This window comes from Bradyrhizobium stylosanthis (assembly GCF_001641335.1).
In the GTDB taxonomy this organism is placed as follows: Bacteria; Pseudomonadota; Alphaproteobacteria; order Rhizobiales; family Xanthobacteraceae; genus Bradyrhizobium; species Bradyrhizobium stylosanthis.
Genome location: NZ_LVEM01000002.1, coordinates 1,425,182 through 1,442,387, shown reverse-complemented (window position 1 = coordinate 1,442,387; position 17,206 = coordinate 1,425,182). Strand labels below are relative to the sequence as shown.

Genomic DNA, 17,206 nt, shown 5'->3' with positions numbered 1-17,206 from the left:
CCGGCATGACCCCACTCCGCGCCGGCATCCTCTCGGCCGTGGTCACGGTCATCCTCGACCAGGCCTCGAAGCAGTGGCTGTTGAACGGGTTCGACCTCGCCCGGCGCGGCGTGGTGAAGGTGACGCCGTTCTTCGACCTGGTGCTGGCCTGGAATATCGGCATCAGCTTCGGCTGGCTCCAGAACGACGGCCAGGCGGCGCAGATCGCGCTGATGGCGGTCAAGGCCATTGCGGTGGTGGCGCTGGCGATCTGGATGGCCCGCTCCCACACCCTGCTGGCGACCGTCGCGCTCGGGCTGATCATCGGGGGCGCCATCGGCAACGGCATCGACCGGCTGGCCTATGGCGCGGTGGTCGATTTCGCCCTGTTTCACATCGATATCGGCGGAAATACCTATAATTGGTACGTGTTTAACCTCGCGGACGTGGCCATCGTTGCTGGGGTGGCGGCGCTATTGTATGATTCCTTCCTGGGGGTACCCGCCGCAAAAGCGCCCTGATCCCGGCCGATACGGACCGGCACGTGGAACCTTGCTTTTGCGAGGGTTTTCAGCCGCATGCGAGCGGCAAACTGCCACAATTTGGAACAGGTACAGTGATGCGCAGCCCGAAGACCAGCGGTTCGATGGTTCGAGATCCCCGGTCGGGGTTCTGGCAGGCATTGAAATTGTCCGCCGTCGTGCTCGGCATCGGCCTCGTCATGTCCACAGGTGCGGCCCGCGCCGGTGACGACGGCGACGATGACGACGACATGACCTTCGAAGAGAAGCTCATCGACAACCTGATGTCCGGCATCGGCGCCAAGAGCATGGAGAAGAAGGGCATCGAGTACCGCGAGCGGTCGCCGCTGGTGGTGCCGCCGAAGCTCGACCTGCCGCCGCCCGCGGGCACCGAAGCCAAGAACGCGCCGAACTGGCCGAAGGACCCCGACGAGAAGCGCCGCAAGGAAGCGATCGCCCAGCGCAAGAAGGCGGTCAAGGCGACCGAGAACTGGCAGGCCGCCCAGCCGCTGACGCCCGCCGAGATGAAGGCCGGCCAGGTTGCCGCAGCCCCCCGCACCAGCAACGATCCGATCCAGCCGGGCACCAACGGCAATCCGTCGCTCAGCCCCGCCGAGCTCGGCTACGCCGGCGGCCTGTGGAACATGATGAAGGGCGGCAACAGCTCCGAGTCCAAGCAGTTCACCACGGAGCCGCCGCGCCAGTCGCTGGTCGAGCCGCCGCCGGGCTACCAGACGCCGTCGCCGAACTACGCCTATGGCGCCGGCCCGGACAAGTCGCGACGGACCTATTTCGACATCATGTCGGGCAAGGACAAGGAACAATAGCGTTCCTCGTCCACCGCGACATCATGAAGCGCGCCGGCGGCTCGTGCAGCCCGGCGCGGTCTTAAATTGCTTATCAGTAACTTGCCTACGCGTTGAGTTCTCTGCTTCGTGACGCGAAGCCTCAGCCGCACGGTGTAGCATGCCGTGCCCTCCGAGCCGGACATCCGGGCTCGGCCTTTCATAAGGATGATGATGTCCTCTTACCGATCGGCGGCCAACCTCCTAGCCGCGCTGCTTTCGACGAGTGTCCTCTCGGCCGGCGCCGCCCTCGCCCAGACCACGGTGACATCGGCGCCGCCCGCCAGCTTCACGCTTTCCAACGGCATGCAGGTCGTGGTGATCCCCGATCACCGCACGCCCGTGGTCACCGAGATGATCTGGTACAAGGTCGGCTCGGCCGACGAGACGCCGGGCAAGTCCGGGCTCGCGCACTTCCTCGAGCATCTGATGTTCAAGGGCACCTCGAAGCATCCGGTCGGCGAATTCTCCCAGACCGTGCTCCGCGTCGGCGGCAACGAGAACGCCTCGACCTCGGTGGACTACACCAACTATTACCAGCGCGTCCCGAAGGAGCAGCTGCCGACCATGATGGAGTTCGAGGCCGATCGCATGACCGGCCTGATCCTCAAGGACGAGAACGTGCTGCCCGAGCGCGACGTCGTGCTCGAAGAGTACAACATGCGCGTCGCCAACAATCCCGATGCGCGGCTCAACGAGCAGATCATGGCCGCGCTCTATCTCAACCATCCCTACGGCCGTCCGGTGATCGGCTGGCATCAGGAGATCGAGAAGCTCGATCGTGAGGACGCGCTCGCCTTCTACCGCCGCTTCTACGCGCCGAACAACGCGATCCTGGTCATCGCCGGCGACGTCGAGGCCGCCGACATCCGCCCGCTGGTCGAGCGCAATTTCGGCTCGATCCCGGCCCAGCCCGCGATCCCGGCGCGACGTATCCGCCCGCAGGAGCCGGAGCCGGCGGCGCCGCGCACCGTCACGCTGGCCGACCCGCGCGTCGAGCAGCCGAACCTGCGCCGCTATTATCTCGTTCCGTCCGCAACCACGGCGGCAGCCGGCGAGAGCGCGGCCCTCGACGTGCTGGCGCAGCTGATGGGCAGCGGCAGCAACTCCTATCTCTACCGTGCGCTCGTCGTGGACAAGCCGCTCGCGGTCTCCGCCAGCGCCAGCTATTCCAGCATCTCGCTCGACCCGACCCAGTTCGCGATCTCGGCCTCGCCGAAGCCCGGTGTCAGCTTCACCGAGGTCGAGCAGGTGATCGACGGTGTCATTGCCGACATCGCGCAGAACCCGATCCGTGCCGAGGATCTGGAGCGCGTGAAGACCCAGCTCATTGCCGAAGCGATCTACGCCCAGGACAATCAGGCCGTGCTGGCGCGCTGGTATGGCGGCGCGCTGACCACGGGCCTGTCGATCGAGGACATCAGGAGCTGGCCCGACCGCATCCGCGCGGTCACCGCCGACCAGGTCCGCGCCGCCGCGCAGAAATGGCTCGAGAAGAAGCGCTCGGTGACGGGCTATCTGATCAAGGACACCGCCGCCACCAAGCGCGAGGAGAAGCGTTCGTGACCTATCCCTTCCTCCGCGCGCGTCATTTCGCGCTGTCGTTCGTCACCGGTGCGGCGCTCGCGCTTGCGACCGTTTCGCCGTCGCAGGCGGCTGCGAAGATCCAGCGCCTGGTTTCGCCCGGCGGCATCGAGGCCTGGTTCGTGCAGGACGCCACCGTGCCGCTGATCGCCATGGAATATTCCTTTGCCGGCGGCTCGTCGCAGGATCCCAAGGACAAGTCTGGCGTCGCCAATTTGGTCGGCGACCTGCTCGACGAAGGCTCCGGCGACCTCGACTCCAAGACCTTCCACGAGCGGCTCGACCGCCGCGCCATCGAGCTCTCCTTCAGCGCCACCCGCGACACCTTCCGCGGCAGCCTGCGGATGCTGCGCGACAACAAGGACGAAGCCTTCGACCTGCTCAGGATGGCGTTGACCTCGCCGCATTTCGACACCGTCGATGTCGAGCGCATCCGCTCGCAGGTGATCTCGGGCCTGCGCCGCGAGACCACCAATCCGTCGTCGCTGGCGAGCCGCAAGTTCCTGGAGGTCGCCTTCGGCGATCATCCCTACGGCCGGCAGACCAACGGCACGCTGGACAGCGTGCCGACCATCTCCGTCGCTGACCTGAAAGACTATGTCGGCCGCGTCATCGCCAAGGACGGGCTGAAGGTCGCCGTCGTCGGCGACGTCGATCCGGCGACGCTCGGCAAGCTGCTCGACCACACCTTCGGCAGCCTGCCCGCCAAGGCCAATCTGACGCCGGTCGCCGACGTCGAGGCGGCCAAGCCGCCGCAGCGTGCGTTCGTGCCGCTCGACGTGCCGCAGACCGTCATCACCTTCGGCGGCCCCGGCGTGAAGCGCAGCGACCCGAACTTCATGGCGGCCTATGTCGTCAACCACATCCTTGGTGGCGGCGGCCTGTCCTCGCGGCTCTATCGTGAGGTTCGCGAGAAGCGCGGCCTCGCCTATTCGGTGTTCGAATCCCTGCTCTGGATGGAGCATTCGGCGGTCTTCATCGGCAACACCGGCACCCGCGCCGACCGCGCCGGCGACACTATCGAGGCCATCGACAAGGAGATCCGCCGCATCGCCGAGGAGGGCCCGACGCAGAAGGAGCTCGACGAGGCCAAGTCCTACCTCAAGGGCTCGCAGATGCTGGCGCTCGACACCTCCTCCAAGCTCGCCCAGGCGCTGCTGCAGTACCAGCAGGACAAGCTGCCGATCGATTACATCGAGAAGCGCAATGCCATCGTCGACGCCGTCACCCTCGACGACGCCAAGGCGGCCGCCAAGCGGCTCTGGGGCCAGGGCCTGCTGACCGTCGTCGTCGGCCGTGCCCCGCAGGCCGCCGCGCAGCCGGCAGCCACGGCGCCCAAATCGAACTAGCAAGTCGAACTGGCATTCGACCTCGTCTCGATACGCTTCCTGAATGGCCGGGCTCGCCCCGGCCATTTGCGTTTCGAGACCGGCGCCATTGCTGAAGGCCGGTGTCCGCGGTATGTCCGGACATCACGAATGGTGCCATCATGCTGCGGATATCCCGCGATCTCGTCATCGACGAGGACGACATCGAGATCGGCTTTGTCCGCGCCTCCGGGCCGGGCGGGCAGAACGTCAACAAGGTCGCGACCTCCGCGCAGCTCCGCTTCGACACGCGCAAGCTGACGATCCCGGAGGACGCATCGATCCGCCTCGCCCGCATCGCCGGCCAGCGCATGACCAAGGACGGCGTGATCGTGATCCACGCCCAGCGCTTCCGCACCCAGGAGCGCAACCGCCAGGATGCCGTCGACCGCCTCCTCGAGATCCTGAAGGAGGCCATGGTGCGGCCGACGCCGCGTCGCGCGACGCGGCCGACCTTTGCCTCCAAGCAGCGCCGGCTCGAGGGCAAGAAACGCCGCGGCGACGTCAAGGCCGGCCGCGGCCGGAGCTTCGACGACTGACAAGCAAGAACTCCGGCCGCAGCGCGACCGGAGTTCTGCCGTCGGAGGACTAGTAGCGCTTGGACGGGGCTGCGCCGCCCGTGGTGGAATCGCTGGCTGTCCCCTTGTGCGCGGCGCTGCCCGTGGTGCCGACCGTGCCTCTGGTGCCCTTGGTCGGCTTCATGCCGGTCTTCTCGCCCGCTGCGCCCGGCTGGGCGTCCATCTCCTCATCGCCGCTGCCCATCGTGCTGCCTTGCACGGGTTTGCCTTGCACGGTGCCGCCTGTCTTGGCGGGTGGCGCGCTTTGCGCGAGAACGGGGGTCGCAATGAGAGCCGACAGAGCGCATGCGATCATCGAGGTCTTCACCAACTTCATCCATTTCTCCTGGATTTTTTCGCGACAAATGGCGCGGCGGCTCGCGACGCCGCTCGTCTGCACCGGACCATTGCATCGCATCGAGAGTTCGAGCGGCGCGATCGTCATGCAATGCGCATGGTGTGGTGAACGTTTAGGGATTTGACGGCGGTTTCGCGGAATTGTGCTCCGCATATAAGGCAGCGCGGAACGGCACACATCACGAACATCTCCGCGTGCAGCGAAACAGCCCGCTACTACCACCGCATCTTTGCCGCCGCCTAGAGTTTGCGCAGCGTGAATGTGGATGGCGGATTCTTGGCGATGCGCGCGATCGTGCTGGGATTGTGCACCGCGATGGTGCTGTTGGTCAGGGTTGCCGATGCGCAAATGCCGTTGCCGGCCGCGAAGCCCCCGGATGGCGCCACGCTCTTCAAGCAGCAATGCGCGGTGTGCCACACGTTGAACCTGTCGGAACCGATGCGGCAGGGCCCGCCGCTCGTGAAGATCGTCGGCCGCTCCGCCGGCAAGGCCGAAGGCTTCAAATACTCGGAGGCGCTGTCGAAGGCGGAATTCGCCTGGGACGATGCGAAGCTCGATGCCTGGCTGACCAATCCACAGGCCGTCATTCCCGGCGCGACCATGGTCTACCGGCAGGCGAAGCCGGAGACGCGCGCAGCCATCATCGCTTACTTGAAGGAGCAGAACTGAATGGCAAAGCCCGTTCATTCCATGATCCGCGTGCTCGACGAGGCACGCGCGCTCGATTTCTACAGGCGCGCCTTTGGCCTCGAGGTCGCCGATCATCTCAAGTTTTCGGACTTTGCCCTGATCTATCTGCGTCACCCCTCCTCACCATTCGAGGTGGAGCTGACGGTCAATTTCGATCGCAAGGAGCCGTATGCGCTCGGCGACGGCTACGGCCATCTCGCCGTGGTGGTCGACGATGTCGATGCCGAGCACGCCCGCTTCGAGCGCGAGAAGCTCGCACCGGGGCCGCTGCGCGACTTCAAGCACGACGGCAAGACGCTGGCGCGCTTCTTCTTCGTCAGCGATCCCGACGGCTACAAGATCGAGGTGATCCAGAAAGGCGGGCGCTTCGGCTGACCAATCACAACAACCCCAATCATAAAAATCCACGGAGGAATGCCATGAGAGAAGTCGATCGTCGAAGCAAGCACAGCCGCCGCGTCTTTCTCAAGGGTGCGGCGACTGCCGTTCCGGTCGTCGCTGTCGCGACCAGCGTCACCGTGAGCATCGAGGATGCCTGGGCCGAGGATGCCAGCACGCTCTCGCCCGCGACGATGAAGACGCTGCTGAAGGTCGCGCGCGACATCTATCCGCACGATGTGCTCGGCGACAGCTATTACATCACCGCGATCAAGCCGTGGGACGGCAAGGCGGCAAAGGATCCCGCCGTCAAATCGCTGATCAGTGACGGCATCACACGGCTCGACCAGAACGCCAGGGATCGCCACAAGGTCGCTTATGCCGAAGTGCCGTGGGAAGCCGACCGCGTCGTGCTGCTGAAGGAGATCGAGCAAAGCGACTTCTTCCAGAAGGTGCGCGGCGACCTCGTCGTCTCGCTCTACAACCAGAAAGAGGTCTGGCCGCGCTTCGGCTACGAGGGCTCCTCCGCCGAGCACGGCGGCTACATCAACCGCGGCTTCGCCGACATCGACTGGCTGCCGAAGGCCTAGGTCACCCAACGGTTCAGGAGAACGCATATGGCAAAATTCGATCTGAACGATTCCAGCGTTGTGGTGATCGTCGGCTCCGGTGCCGGCGGCGGCACGCTGGGCAACGAGCTCGCGCAGAAGGGCGTCAAGGTGGTCATTCTCGAGGCTGGCCCCCGCATCGAGAACCAGGACTTCATCAACGACGAGTGGGAGAGTTTTTCGCAGCTCGCCTGGACCGATGCACGCACCACGTCGGGGACGTGGCGCGTCGCCAAGGATTTTTCGGGCCTGCCCGCCTGGATCGTCAAGGCGGTCGGCGGCTCGACCGTGCATTGGGCCGGCGCGTCGCTGCGCTTCGACGAGCACGAATTCCGGGTGAAGAGCGCCTACGGCAACATTCCCGGTGCCAACCTCCTGGACTGGCCGGTGACGCTGGCGGAGATGGAGCCATGGTACGCCAAGGCCGAGAACAAGATGGGCGTGACCCGCACCAACGGCATTCCCGGACTTCCCGGCAACAATAACTTCAAGGTGCTGGAGGCGGGCGCGAAGAAGCTCGGCTACAAGACCGTGCACACCGGCAACATGGCGATCAACAGCCAGCCGCGCGACGGACGCGGCTCGTGCCAGCAGATCGGCTTCTGCTTCCAGGGCTGCAAGTCGGGCGCGAAATGGTCGACGCTCTACACCGAGATCCCCAAGGGCGAAGCCACTGGCAATCTCGAAGTGCGGCCGAGCAGCATGGCGGTCAAGATCGAGCATGACGCGAGCGGCAAGGTGACCGGCATCGTCTACGCCGACGAGAGCGGCGCCATGCAGCGCCAGAAGGCGCGCATCGTCGCGGTCGCCGGCAACTCGATCGAGAGCCCGCGGCTGCTGCTCAACAGCGCATCCACGATGTTCCCCGACGGCCTCGGCAATTCGTCGGGACAGGTCGGCCGCAATTACATGCGCCACATGACCGGCAGCGTCTATGCCGTGTTCGAGAAGTCGGTGCACATGTATCGCGGCACCACGATGGCCGGCATCATCCGCGATGAAGCCGCCAACAATCCGAAGCGCGGCTTCGTCGGCGGCTACGAGATGGAGACGCTGTCGATCGGCCTGCCCTTCATGGCGGCGTTCCTCAATCCCGGCGCCTGGGGCCGTCCGTTCACGTCGGCGCTCGACGGTTATCCCAGGATGGCCGGCATGTGGCTGGTCGGCGAGGACATGCCGCAGGAGACCAACCGCATCACGCTCGACCCGACCGTGAAGGACAAATTCGGCCAGCCGGTCGCGAGCGTGCATTTCGACGATCATCCCAACGACCTCGCGATGCGCGCGCATGCCTACAAGCAGGGCGCGGCGGTCTACGACGCCGTCGGCGCCACCGTGACCTATCCGACGCCGCCCTATCCGAGCACGCATAATCTCGGCACCAACCGGATGAGCGAGAAGCCCAGGGACGGCGTGGTCAACAAGTTCGGCCAGAGCCACGACGTCAAGAACCTGTTCGTCTCCGACGGCAGCCAGTTCACCAGCGGCGCGGCCTGCAACCCGACACTGACCATCGTCGCGCTCGCGATCCGGCAGGCGGACTACATTGCGGGGGCGATGCAGAAGAAGGAGATTTAACGGCCGACGTCATCGGCTCGGAATGGAGCACACCGTTCTCTCCGCGTCATTGCGAGCGAAGCGAAGCAATCCAGAATCCCGGCCACGGCGACAGTCTGGATTGCTTCGTCGCAAGAGCTCCTCGCAATGACGGTGGAGGGAGCGTCGTAGCCCGGATGGAGCGCAGCGTAATCCGGGGCCGCTATCACTCGTGGCGCGAATCCCGGATTGCGCTGCGCTTCATCCGGGCTACGCACTCTTGTTGGAATGGCTACTCCGCCGCATCCAGAATCGGCGCCACCGTCGCCTTGAATTCCGGCACCGTCACCATGCTCTTCGACCGATAGATCAAGCACGAGCAGCGCAGGAGCGACGCGAAATTGTTGACCTCGCCGTGATGGTCGAGCACCTCGCTGTAGAGCGTGGTCAGGAACTTGCCGAGGCTCATGCCCTCCTTGGCCGCGATCTCCTCCAGCGTGTCCCAGAACGCCATTTCAAGCCGGATCGAGGTGCAGTGCCCGCCGATCCTTAAAGAGCGGGTCTGGGATTCGTAGTCGCGTTGGGGCTGGTGCGCGAAGAGATGGCACATGGCGTCCTCCCGTCCTGTTGCCGTTTTTTCACGATGCTACACCGCGGCCCGGCACCCCACAATCAGGACGGTATCCGAACGCCCGCCCCTCCCGGCTGCGCGATTTTCTCGAACGCCCAATGTCTTCAATGTGATAGGCATCCCTCTTCCCCAGGCGGCCACGACCCTGTTGCCCAACACATGCTTTTGACGCAACACGGCCTAGAATAGCGCCGTCAGCGAATCCAGATCGTAAGCCTCATGCCCGTCCGCCAATTGCCAGAACAGGTCGTCAACCGCATCGCCGCCGGCGAGGTGGTCGAACGGCCCGCGAGCGTGGTCAAGGAGCTGGTCGAGAACGCGATTGATGCCGGCGCCAGCCGGATCGACGTCTTCACCGACGGCGGCGGGCGGCGGCGGATCGGCATCACCGACGACGGCAGCGGCATGACCGCCAAGGACCTCGCGCTCGCGGTCGAGCGCCATGCAACGTCCAAGCTCGACGACGAGGACCTGCTCCAGATCCGCACGCTCGGGTTCCGCGGAGAGGCGTTGCCCTCGATCGGCTCCGTGGCGCGGCTGTCGATCACGACGCGGCACGCCAGCGAGCCGCATGCCTGGGCACTCAATGTCGAGGGCGGCGAGAAGTCCGAGATCATGCCGGCGGCGCTGGCGCATGGCACGCGGGTCGAGGTCAACGACCTCTTCTACGCGACGCCCGCGCGGCTGAAGTTCCTGAAGACCGACCGCACCGAGGCGGAAGCCATCCGCGAAGTCGTGCGTCGCCTCGCCATGGCGCGGCCGGACGTCGCCTTCACCCTCGCAGGCGAGGAGCGCGCGCCGGTGACCTGGGCCGCCGCCCTGCCCGGCGCCGCCGGCCGCCTGACCCGGCTCGGCGACATCTTGGGGGCGGAGTTCCGCAGCCATGCCTTCGAGGTCCATGCCGAACGCGAGGGCGTCGTCGTCTCGGGCTATGCAGCCGCCCCTGCGCTGACGAAAGCCAATGCGCTCGGGCAATATCTCTTCGTCAACGGCCGCCCGGTCCGCGACAAGCTCATCCTCGGCGCGGTGCGCGGGGCCTATGCCGACTACCTGCCGCGCGACCGCCATCCGGTGCTGGCGCTGTTCGTCACGCTCGACCCGCGCGAGGTCGATGCCAACGTGCATCCGGCCAAGACCGAGGTGCGCTTCCGCAATGCCGGCCTCGTCCGCGCGCTGATCGTGCACGGATTGAAGGAAGGCCTCGCGCGCGAAGGCCGCCGCACCGCCGCCAACAGCGGCGAGAGCGCACTGTCCTCGTTCCGTCCCGCCTTCACGCCGCAGCGCCCCGCGAGCTGGGACTGGCGCGCCTCGCCGTCCGCCCCTGTCGCGCCGATGCCGTCGTTCGACGGCGCGGCCGCGCCTGCTTTCGCGGAGCGCGCCCAGGCCGCATTCGACGTCGGCGCGCCCAGCGCGGATGTGCGGATCGAGACGCAGCCGGCGGCCGACCTCGTCGATCGCCCGCTCGGCGCCGCGCGCACCCAGATCCACGAGACCTACATCGTCTCGCAGACCCGCGACGGCCTGATCATCGTCGACCAGCACGCCGCGCATGAGCGCATCGTCTACGAGCGGCTGAAGGCGTCACTGGCCGCCAACGGCGTGCAGCGGCAGATCCTGCTGATCCCCGAGATCGTCGAGATGGACGAGGCAACGGTCGAGCGCCTGCTCGAGCGCAGCGAGGAGCTGGCCTCGTTTGGATTAGCGATCGAATCCTTCGGCCCCGGCGCGGTCGCCGTGCGCGAGACGCCGTCGCTGCTCGGCAAGACCAACGCGGGCGGTTTGTTACGCGATCTCTCCGAGCACATGGCCGAGTGGGATGAAGCGCTGCCGCTCGAACGCCGCCTGATGCATGTCGCGGCGACCATGGCCTGCCACGGCTCCGTGCGCGCCGGACGGAGGCTGCGGCCCGAGGAGATGAACGCCCTGCTCCGCGAGATGGAGGAGACGCCGAACTCCGGCCAGTGCAACCACGGCCGGCCGACCTATGTCGAGCTGAAGCTCAGCGACGTGGAGAAGCTGTTCGGGCGGAGGTGAGTTCCGGCCGTGTAGGATGGGTAGAGCGCAGCGAAACCCATCACCTTCGTCCTATTCGGGTGGTTTGATGGGTTTCGCTGCGCTCTACCCATCCTACGGCTACGGCTTCTTCAAAAACACGAACTCCGTGTCGTCATAGGCTCGCCGCTCCAGCTCCTCGAAACCTTCCGGCGTTGCGAACTGCGCGGCCTTGGCCTCTTCCACCACCAGCAGTGCGCCCGGCGTCAGCCAACCGCCATCGCGCAAGGACGCGAGCGCCTTCTCCGCAAAGCCCTTGCCATAGGGCGGATCGAGGAACACCAGCGAGAACGGCTCGACCGGGTGCGCGGGGCCGAGATCAGTCGCATCGCGACGATAGACCTTCGTCACGCCGCCAAGGCCGAGCGACTCGACGTTGTTGCGCAGCAGCGCCCGCGCCTCAGCGCCATTGTCGACGAACAGCGTGAACTTCGCGCCGCGCGAGGAGGCTTCGATGCCGAGCGCACCGGTGCCGGCGAAAAGATCGAGCACACGCGCATCCTCGATCGGATCGTCATAGGCGTGCACGAGAATGTTGAACACGGACTCGCGCAACCGGTCCGCCGTGGGGCGGATGTCGCGCGAGGACGGTGAGGCGAGATTGCGCCCCTTCAACCTGCCGCCAACGACGCGCATCACACGGCTCCGTCATGCCCGGGCTTGTCCCGGCCATCCACGTTCCTGACTGGTGGACGCGAGCAAGACGTGGATGGCCAGGTCAAGCCCGGCCATGACGACCTCTTGCTCGGTATCGACCTCGCCCCGACCATTGAAAGTTACTCGCCATCCCGCGGCGTCAGGTCGCGCTTGCCGTGGTAGCCGCGCTTGGGACGGCGCGGCGGGCCGTAGCCGTTCGCTTCCATCTCGTTGCGCTCGCGCGCCTCCTCGCTGCCGGTGCGCTGCACCAGCACGCGGCGGCCCTTGCGGTCGGCGATCACGGCGCGCTTGCTGGCGGGCTTCTTCGGCGGATCGTCAACGCGGTCAGCGGATTTCGACGGCACGTCGAACTCAGCGCCCGATTTCTCGATCACCTTGTCGCCGAGCTGCTCGCGCAGCACGCGCGACCTGATCTCGTCGACCTGGCCTTCGGGGATCTCGCCGAGCTGGAACGGGCCGTAGGAGACGCGGATCAGCCGGTTCACCTCGAGCCCGAGATGGGCGCAGACGTTACGCACCTCGCGGTTCTTGCCCTCGCGGATCGCGAACACCAGCCAGACATTGGCGCCCTGGTCGCGCTCGAGCGTCGCCTCGATCGGACCGTATTTGACGCCCTCGATCTCGACCCCGTTCTTGAGCTCGTCGAGCTGCGCCTGCGTGACATCGCCATGGGCGCGGACGCGGTAGCGGCGCAGCCAGCCGGTGTCCGGCAGCTCGAGCGTGCGCGCGAGGCCGCCGTCGTTGGTCAGCAGCAACAGGCCTTCGGTGTTGAAGTCGAGCCGGCCAACCGAGATCAGGCGCGGCAGGCCTTCGGGCAGATTGTCGAACACGGTCGGACGCCCCTCGGGGTCGTCATGCGTCGTCATCAGGCCGCGCGGCTTGTGATAGAGGAACAGCCGCGTGCGCTCACGCTCCGGCAACGGCTTGCCGTCAACGAGAACGACGTCGCTCTTGGTGATATCCAGCGCCGGCGAGTTGATGACGCGGCCGTTGACGGTGACGCGGCCCTGCGTGACCATTTCCTCGGCGTCGCGACGCGAGGCAAGGCCCGCACGCGCGAGCGCCTTGGCGATGCGCTCGCCCGTCTTCTTTGGCTTCGGCGCGTCGTCGCGGCGCGGCCGGCCCTCGAAATCCCGATCGCGCTCGCGGTAGGCGCCGCGGCCGCCGAAGGCGGGGCGCTTCTCGAAGATCCGGCTGTCGTCCTCGTTGTCGCGGCGCGGACGGTCGCGGAAGCGGCCCTCGCTGCGCGGATGCTCCTGCCAGTCCATACGGCCTTCCGGGCGCTGGCGCGGACGATCGAACTTCGGACGGTCACCGCGTTCGCTGTCGCGGTCGCGCGGCCGATCGAATTTCGGCCGATCGCGGAAGGGGCGATCGCCCGATGCACGATCATCGCGCGAGCGCGAGAAGCGCGGACGGTCCTCGCCGCGGCCGCCCTCACGGCGGTCGTCGCGCTGGCGCCAGGGTTTTTCCTCGCCGCGATCGCGGCCGCCGAAGTCCTTGTCGAAGCTCTTGCGCGGCCGGTCGCTGCGCGGACGATCGTCGCGCTTCTGCCACGGCTTTGAATCGCTCCGCTCGCCGCGATCGCGCGGACGGTCACCACGGTCGCCGCCGCGCGAAGACTTCCGCTCGCCGTCGAACTTGCGCTCGGGGCGATCGCCACGCGGCGCGTAGGGCTTCTTGTCGCCGAACTTCCTCTCACCGCCGGACCGGCCGGCCGGCCGCGAGTCATCGCGATCCCGGCTGCGCGGCGGACGGTCGTCGCGGCCATAGGACGGACGATCTCCACGCGGCTTGAACGGCCGCTTCTCGCCATCGCGCGAGGAGCGGTCCGAGAACGGACGGTCACCACGGGGCTTGAAGCTGCGCTCGCCGCGGCCTTCACCATCTTCGCGCTTGAAGCGCGGACGATCGGAAAAATCGCGGCGCGGGGCATCCCCCTCCTCGCGGCGGCGGAACGGTCGGTCCCCACGGTCGGCGCGAGGCGGGCGGCTGTCGCGATCACCACGGGGCGGACGGCTATCGCGATCGCCCTTGCCTTCGAAGCCGCGCTTGCCGAACTTCTTCTCGGGGCCGCGCGGCTTGCCGCTGCGGCCACCCTTGGGGGGGCCTCGCCGGCCGCGGGAATCGTTGTCTTTGTCGCTGTCGCGAGGCATGAATAATCTCACTCAGGGGGTGGCCGTTAAGCATTATGCGCGCTCGTTCCGAGCCGCATGCTCAGGCAAAACTCATAAGCACTTCTGCTGAAGGCGCAGCTACTAGCAGGTTTCTTCGGATGATACGAGGCTTGAAAGCCCCCTCTTTCATGGATTTGGCGCTTCAGGCGGCCGAAAATGCCGGAAAATCGGGCGAAGTTCCGATCGGATGCGTCGTGGTCCGCGACAACGAGATCGTCGCCACCGCCGGTAACCGGACGCTGACCGACCACGACCCCACCGCCCATGCCGAGATCGTCGCGCTGCGCGAGGCGGCGAAGAAGATCGGCAGCGAGCGCCTGGTCGACTGCGACCTCTACGTGACGCTGGAGCCGTGCACCATGTGTGCGGGCGCGATCTCCTTTGCAAGGGTCCGGCGGCTCTATTACGGCGCGGCCGACCCCAAGGGCGGTGCGGTCGAGTCCGGCGTGCGGTTCTTCGCCTCGCCGACCTGCCACCACGCGCCGGACGTCTATTCCGGCGTCGGCGAGAGCGAGGCGGCCCGGCTGCTCAGGGAGTTTTTTCGGGAGCGGAGGTAGACCCCTGCCCCCTCCCCGTCATTGCGAGCCAACGGGTCCGCGCGAAGCGCGGCCCGATGACAGGCTCCGCGAAGCAATCCAGAATCTTTCCATGGAGGCAGTCTGGATTGCTTCGTCGCAAGGGCTCCTCGCAATGACGGTGTGGCTCAAGCCGCAAAGAACTCGCGCAGCGCCCTTGCCGTCACGTCCGGGTTCTCCTCGGTGAGGAAGTGGCCGGAATCCACCGGCATGCCGTCGACATTGGTCGCCCACTGCTTCCACGTATCGAGCGGGGTCGCCGCGGCCTGGGCGATGCCGGCATTGCCCCACAGCGCCAGCATCGGCACGGTGATCTTCTTGCCGGCTTCGAAATCGGCCTTGTCGAGGTCGTAGTCGAAATAGGCCCCGGCACGGTAGTCCTCGCACATCGCGTGCACCCGGGCGGGATCGCGGAACGGGGCGATGTAGTGCTCGAGCGCGCGCTTGTCGATCGCATCCAGCGTCTTCGACTTGGTCTGGCTCGCCATCTTGAAGCGCAGAAAGAACTCGCCATTGCCGGAGATCAGCGTCTCCGGCAGCGGCGCGGGCTGGGCGAGGAAGGTCCAGTGGTAGATCTTCAGCGCATAGGCGCGGTTCATCCGCTCCCAGTAATTATAGGTCGGCAGGATATCGAGCACGGCAAGCTTCGACAGCCGGCCGGGATGGTCGAGCGCGAGGCGGTACGAGACGCGGCCGCCGCGGTCGTGGCCGGCGAGCGCGAAATGCACGTGGCCGAGTTGCTCCATCGCTTGCACCATGGCCTTCGCCATCGCGCGCTTGCTGTAGGGCATGTGCAGCGCATCGCTCTCGGGCATGTCCGACCAGCCATAGCCCGGCAGGTCGGCGATGATCAGCGTGAACCTGTCGGCAAGCTCGGGCGCCACGCGGTGCCACATCACATGCGTCTCGGAGAAGCCGTGCAGCAGCAGCAGCGGCGGCCCCTTGCCGCCGACGCGGGCGAAGATGCGGCCGAAGGAGGTGTTGATCCACTCCGAGGCGAAGCCGGGATAGAGGTCGGCGAGATCGGACATCTTTCTGCATCCTTGTCTGGTCAGTCCTGGGCCGCCCCGACAAAAGCAAAATGTCGAAAACAACCCCATGCACAGTACCGGTATTATAGACGGGGCCGCTAACCTCAACAGCCCATTGCACATTTCTGGAATGTCGATGCGGCGGCGCGAAGGCGCAAACTGCCGGGATTGTCGGACCGGCGCGTGCCCGCGCGCCGTCCGGAATGACCGCCTTTTCCTGACCTAGCCCTTGGCCTTCTCGGCTTCCACCGCCTGCCAGCCGATGTCACGGCGGCAGAAGCCGTCCGGCCAGTTGATGCGGTCGACGGCCTGGTAGGCGCGCGCCTGCGCCTCGGTCACGGTCTTGCCCAGCGCGCAGACGTTGAGCACGCGGCCGCCATTGGCGAGGATCGCGCCGTCCTTCGCAACCGTCCCGGCGTGGAAGATCTCGACGGTCTCGACCTTTGCGGCGTCGTCGAGCCCTTCGATGCGCGTGCCCTTCTGATAGTCGCCGGGATAGCCCTTCGCCGCCATCACCACGGTGAGCGCGGATTCCGGATGCCAGCGCAGATCGAAATTCTTCAGCTGCCCGTCGCAGGCGGCGAGGAAGGCGGGCACGATGTCCGACATCATGCGCAGCATCAGCACCTGGCACTCGGGATCGCCGAAGCGGACGTTGAACTCGAACAGCTTTGGCCCCTGCGTCGTCAGCATGATGCCGGCGTAGAGGATGCCGCGGAACGGCGTGCCGCGCTGCTTCATGCCGGCGACCGTCGGCAGGATGATCTTCGCCATGATCGCGTCGTGGATCCCTGGCGTGACCAGCGGCGTCGGCGAATAGGCGCCCATGCCGCCGGTGTTCGGACCGACGTCGTGGTCGAACACGCGCTTGTGGTCCTGGGCGGAGGCCAGCGGGATCGCGGTCTCGCCGTCGCACAGCGCGAAGAAGCTGATCTCGCGGCCGGGCAAGAATTCCTCGATCACGACCTCGGCGCCCGCCTCGCCGAAGGCGCCCTCGAACATCATGGCGATGGCGTCTTCGGCCTCGCGCACGGTCTTGGCGACGACGACGCCCTTGCCGGCGGCAAGGCCGTCGGCCTTCACGACGATCGGCGCGCCCTGGCTCTGGACGTAGGCGCGGGCGTCATTGGCGTTGGTGAAGCGCTTGTAGGCGCCGGTCGGAATGCCGAATTCGGTGCACAGCGCCTTGGTGAAGCCCTTGGAGCTTTCGAGCTGGGCCGGGATCCTGTTCGGGCCGAACGCCTTGATGCCGGCGGCGGTGAGGTCATCGACGATGCCGGCCGCCAGCGGCGTTTCCGGGCCGACCACCACGAGCTCGACCGCATTCGTCCTGCAGAAGTCGATCACGGCCGCATGGTCGGCGATATCGAGCGCCACGCACTCCGCCTCGCGCGCCATCCCGGCATTGCCGGGCGCGCACCAGAATTTGGTCACCAGGGGAGAGGCTGCGATTTTCCACGCCAGGGCATGTTCGCGGCCGCCGGAACCGAGCAGGAGAATGTGCATCGAAGGCTCAGAGATGAGGGGTTTTGCTGGGGGCGGAGGTCGCACGAATCGGGGCGGGTGTGAAGGGGGGCGACCCTACCCTCCACGTCATTTCGGGCGTGGCGACGCTCCTCTTCCTCGTGGGAGAATTTCGGAAAAACAGGGTCGCCGAGCT

17 protein-coding genes are annotated in these 17,206 nt (G+C 66.4%); 11 read left to right on the top strand and 6 right to left on the bottom strand.

Annotation, left to right across the window (positions count from 1 at the left end; genetic code table 11):
- Positions 1 to 5: 5 nt before the first annotated feature.
- From lspA to arfB, 5 genes are all read left to right on the top strand, one after another.
- Positions 6 to 500 (top strand): signal peptidase II, encoded by a 495-nt coding sequence (lspA, locus tag A7X65_RS18690; RefSeq protein ID WP_063687251.1) that lies wholly within the window; start codon positions 6 to 8, stop codon positions 498 to 500.
- A gap of 98 nt (positions 501 to 598) precedes the next feature.
- Positions 599 to 1,327, top strand: a complete 729-nt coding sequence (locus tag A7X65_RS18685) for a hypothetical protein (RefSeq protein ID WP_063687249.1) — start codon at positions 599 to 601, stop codon at positions 1,325 to 1,327.
- Positions 1,328 to 1,516: 189 nt separating this feature from the next.
- Positions 1,517 to 2,911 carry a M16 family metallopeptidase gene (locus A7X65_RS18680; protein WP_186467125.1) on the top strand — a complete coding sequence of 465 codons (1,395 nt, stop codon included), beginning with the start codon at positions 1,517 to 1,519 and terminating at the stop codon, positions 2,909 to 2,911.
- Positions 2,908 to 4,278, top strand: a complete 1,371-nt coding sequence (locus A7X65_RS18675; RefSeq protein ID WP_063687247.1) for a M16 family metallopeptidase — start codon at positions 2,908 to 2,910, stop codon at positions 4,276 to 4,278. The genes A7X65_RS18680 and A7X65_RS18675 overlap by 4 nt, the downstream gene beginning before the upstream one ends.
- A 140-nt stretch (positions 4,279 to 4,418) precedes the next feature.
- A complete protein-coding gene (arfB, locus tag A7X65_RS18670; RefSeq protein WP_063687245.1) occupies positions 4,419 to 4,835 on the top strand; it encodes an alternative ribosome rescue aminoacyl-tRNA hydrolase ArfB in 417 nt (138 codons plus the stop codon).
- A 49-nt stretch (positions 4,836 to 4,884) separates the two neighbouring features.
- Here the strand turns inward: arfB and A7X65_RS18665 are convergent, their stop codons facing one another.
- A complete protein-coding gene (locus tag A7X65_RS18665) occupies positions 4,885 to 5,298 on the bottom strand; it encodes a hypothetical protein (RefSeq protein ID WP_245323605.1) in 414 nt (137 codons plus the stop codon).
- Between the two features lie 195 nt (positions 5,299 to 5,493).
- On the opposite strand from A7X65_RS18665, the gene A7X65_RS18660 reads away from it, so the two are divergent.
- Genes A7X65_RS18660 through A7X65_RS18645 form a run of 4 tightly spaced genes read left to right on the top strand, consistent with a single transcriptional unit; the run spans position 5,494 to position 8,465 of the window.
- Positions 5,494 to 5,880 carry a c-type cytochrome gene (locus tag A7X65_RS18660; RefSeq protein ID WP_082885007.1) on the top strand — a complete coding sequence of 129 codons (387 nt, stop codon included), beginning with the start codon at positions 5,494 to 5,496 and terminating at the stop codon, positions 5,878 to 5,880.
- Positions 5,881 to 6,276 (top strand): VOC family protein, encoded by a 396-nt coding sequence (locus tag A7X65_RS18655; protein WP_063687243.1) that lies wholly within the window; start codon positions 5,881 to 5,883, stop codon positions 6,274 to 6,276. It abuts the gene before it with no gap.
- A gap of 44 nt (positions 6,277 to 6,320) precedes the next feature.
- Positions 6,321 to 6,869 (top strand): hypothetical protein, encoded by a 549-nt coding sequence (locus tag A7X65_RS18650; RefSeq protein WP_063687241.1) that lies wholly within the window; start codon positions 6,321 to 6,323, stop codon positions 6,867 to 6,869.
- A 27-nt stretch (positions 6,870 to 6,896) separates the two neighbouring features.
- Positions 6,897 to 8,465: a GMC family oxidoreductase gene (locus A7X65_RS18645; protein WP_063687240.1), complete on the top strand. Its 1,569-nt coding sequence runs from the start codon at positions 6,897 to 6,899 to the stop codon at positions 8,463 to 8,465.
- Positions 8,466 to 8,715: 250 nt separating this feature from the next.
- On the opposite strand, the gene A7X65_RS18640 is transcribed toward A7X65_RS18645, so the two are convergent.
- Positions 8,716 to 9,033: a ribbon-helix-helix domain-containing protein gene (locus A7X65_RS18640; protein ID WP_063687238.1), complete on the bottom strand. Its 318-nt coding sequence runs from the start codon at positions 9,031 to 9,033 to the stop codon at positions 8,716 to 8,718.
- Between the two features lie 240 nt (positions 9,034 to 9,273).
- Here A7X65_RS18640 and mutL point away from each other — a divergent pair, with 240 nt between their 5' ends.
- Entirely contained in the window at positions 9,274 to 11,088 is a 1,815-nt protein-coding gene (gene mutL / locus A7X65_RS18635; RefSeq protein WP_063687236.1) for a DNA mismatch repair endonuclease MutL, read from the top strand.
- A gap of 99 nt (positions 11,089 to 11,187) precedes the next feature.
- On the opposite strand, the gene rsmD is transcribed toward mutL, so the two are convergent.
- Both rsmD and A7X65_RS18625 read right to left on the bottom strand, forming a co-directional pair.
- Complete coding sequence (rsmD, locus tag A7X65_RS18630; protein ID WP_063687234.1) at positions 11,188 to 11,742, bottom strand: 16S rRNA (guanine(966)-N(2))-methyltransferase RsmD; 555 nt, start codon at positions 11,740 to 11,742, stop codon at positions 11,188 to 11,190.
- Between the two features lie 140 nt (positions 11,743 to 11,882).
- The gene (locus A7X65_RS18625; protein WP_063687232.1) at positions 11,883 to 13,919 is read right to left on the bottom strand and encodes a pseudouridine synthase; all 2,037 of its coding nucleotides are present in this window, start codon (positions 13,917 to 13,919) and stop codon (positions 11,883 to 11,885) included.
- A gap of 119 nt (positions 13,920 to 14,038) precedes the next feature.
- Here A7X65_RS18625 and A7X65_RS18620 point away from each other — a divergent pair, with 119 nt between their 5' ends.
- Complete coding sequence (locus A7X65_RS18620; protein WP_063687230.1) at positions 14,039 to 14,497, top strand: nucleoside deaminase; 459 nt, start codon at positions 14,039 to 14,041, stop codon at positions 14,495 to 14,497.
- A gap of 146 nt (positions 14,498 to 14,643) precedes the next feature.
- Here the strand turns inward: A7X65_RS18620 and A7X65_RS18615 are convergent, their stop codons facing one another.
- Together A7X65_RS18615 and purD are read right to left on the bottom strand one after the other, a co-directional pair.
- Positions 14,644 to 15,546, bottom strand: a complete 903-nt coding sequence (locus tag A7X65_RS18615) for an alpha/beta fold hydrolase (RefSeq protein ID WP_063687228.1) — start codon at positions 15,544 to 15,546, stop codon at positions 14,644 to 14,646.
- Between the two features lie 222 nt (positions 15,547 to 15,768).
- The gene (gene purD, locus A7X65_RS18610) at positions 15,769 to 17,052 is read right to left on the bottom strand and encodes a phosphoribosylamine--glycine ligase (RefSeq protein ID WP_063687226.1); all 1,284 of its coding nucleotides are present in this window, start codon (positions 17,050 to 17,052) and stop codon (positions 15,769 to 15,771) included.
- Between the last annotated feature and the right edge of the window lie 154 nt (positions 17,053 to 17,206).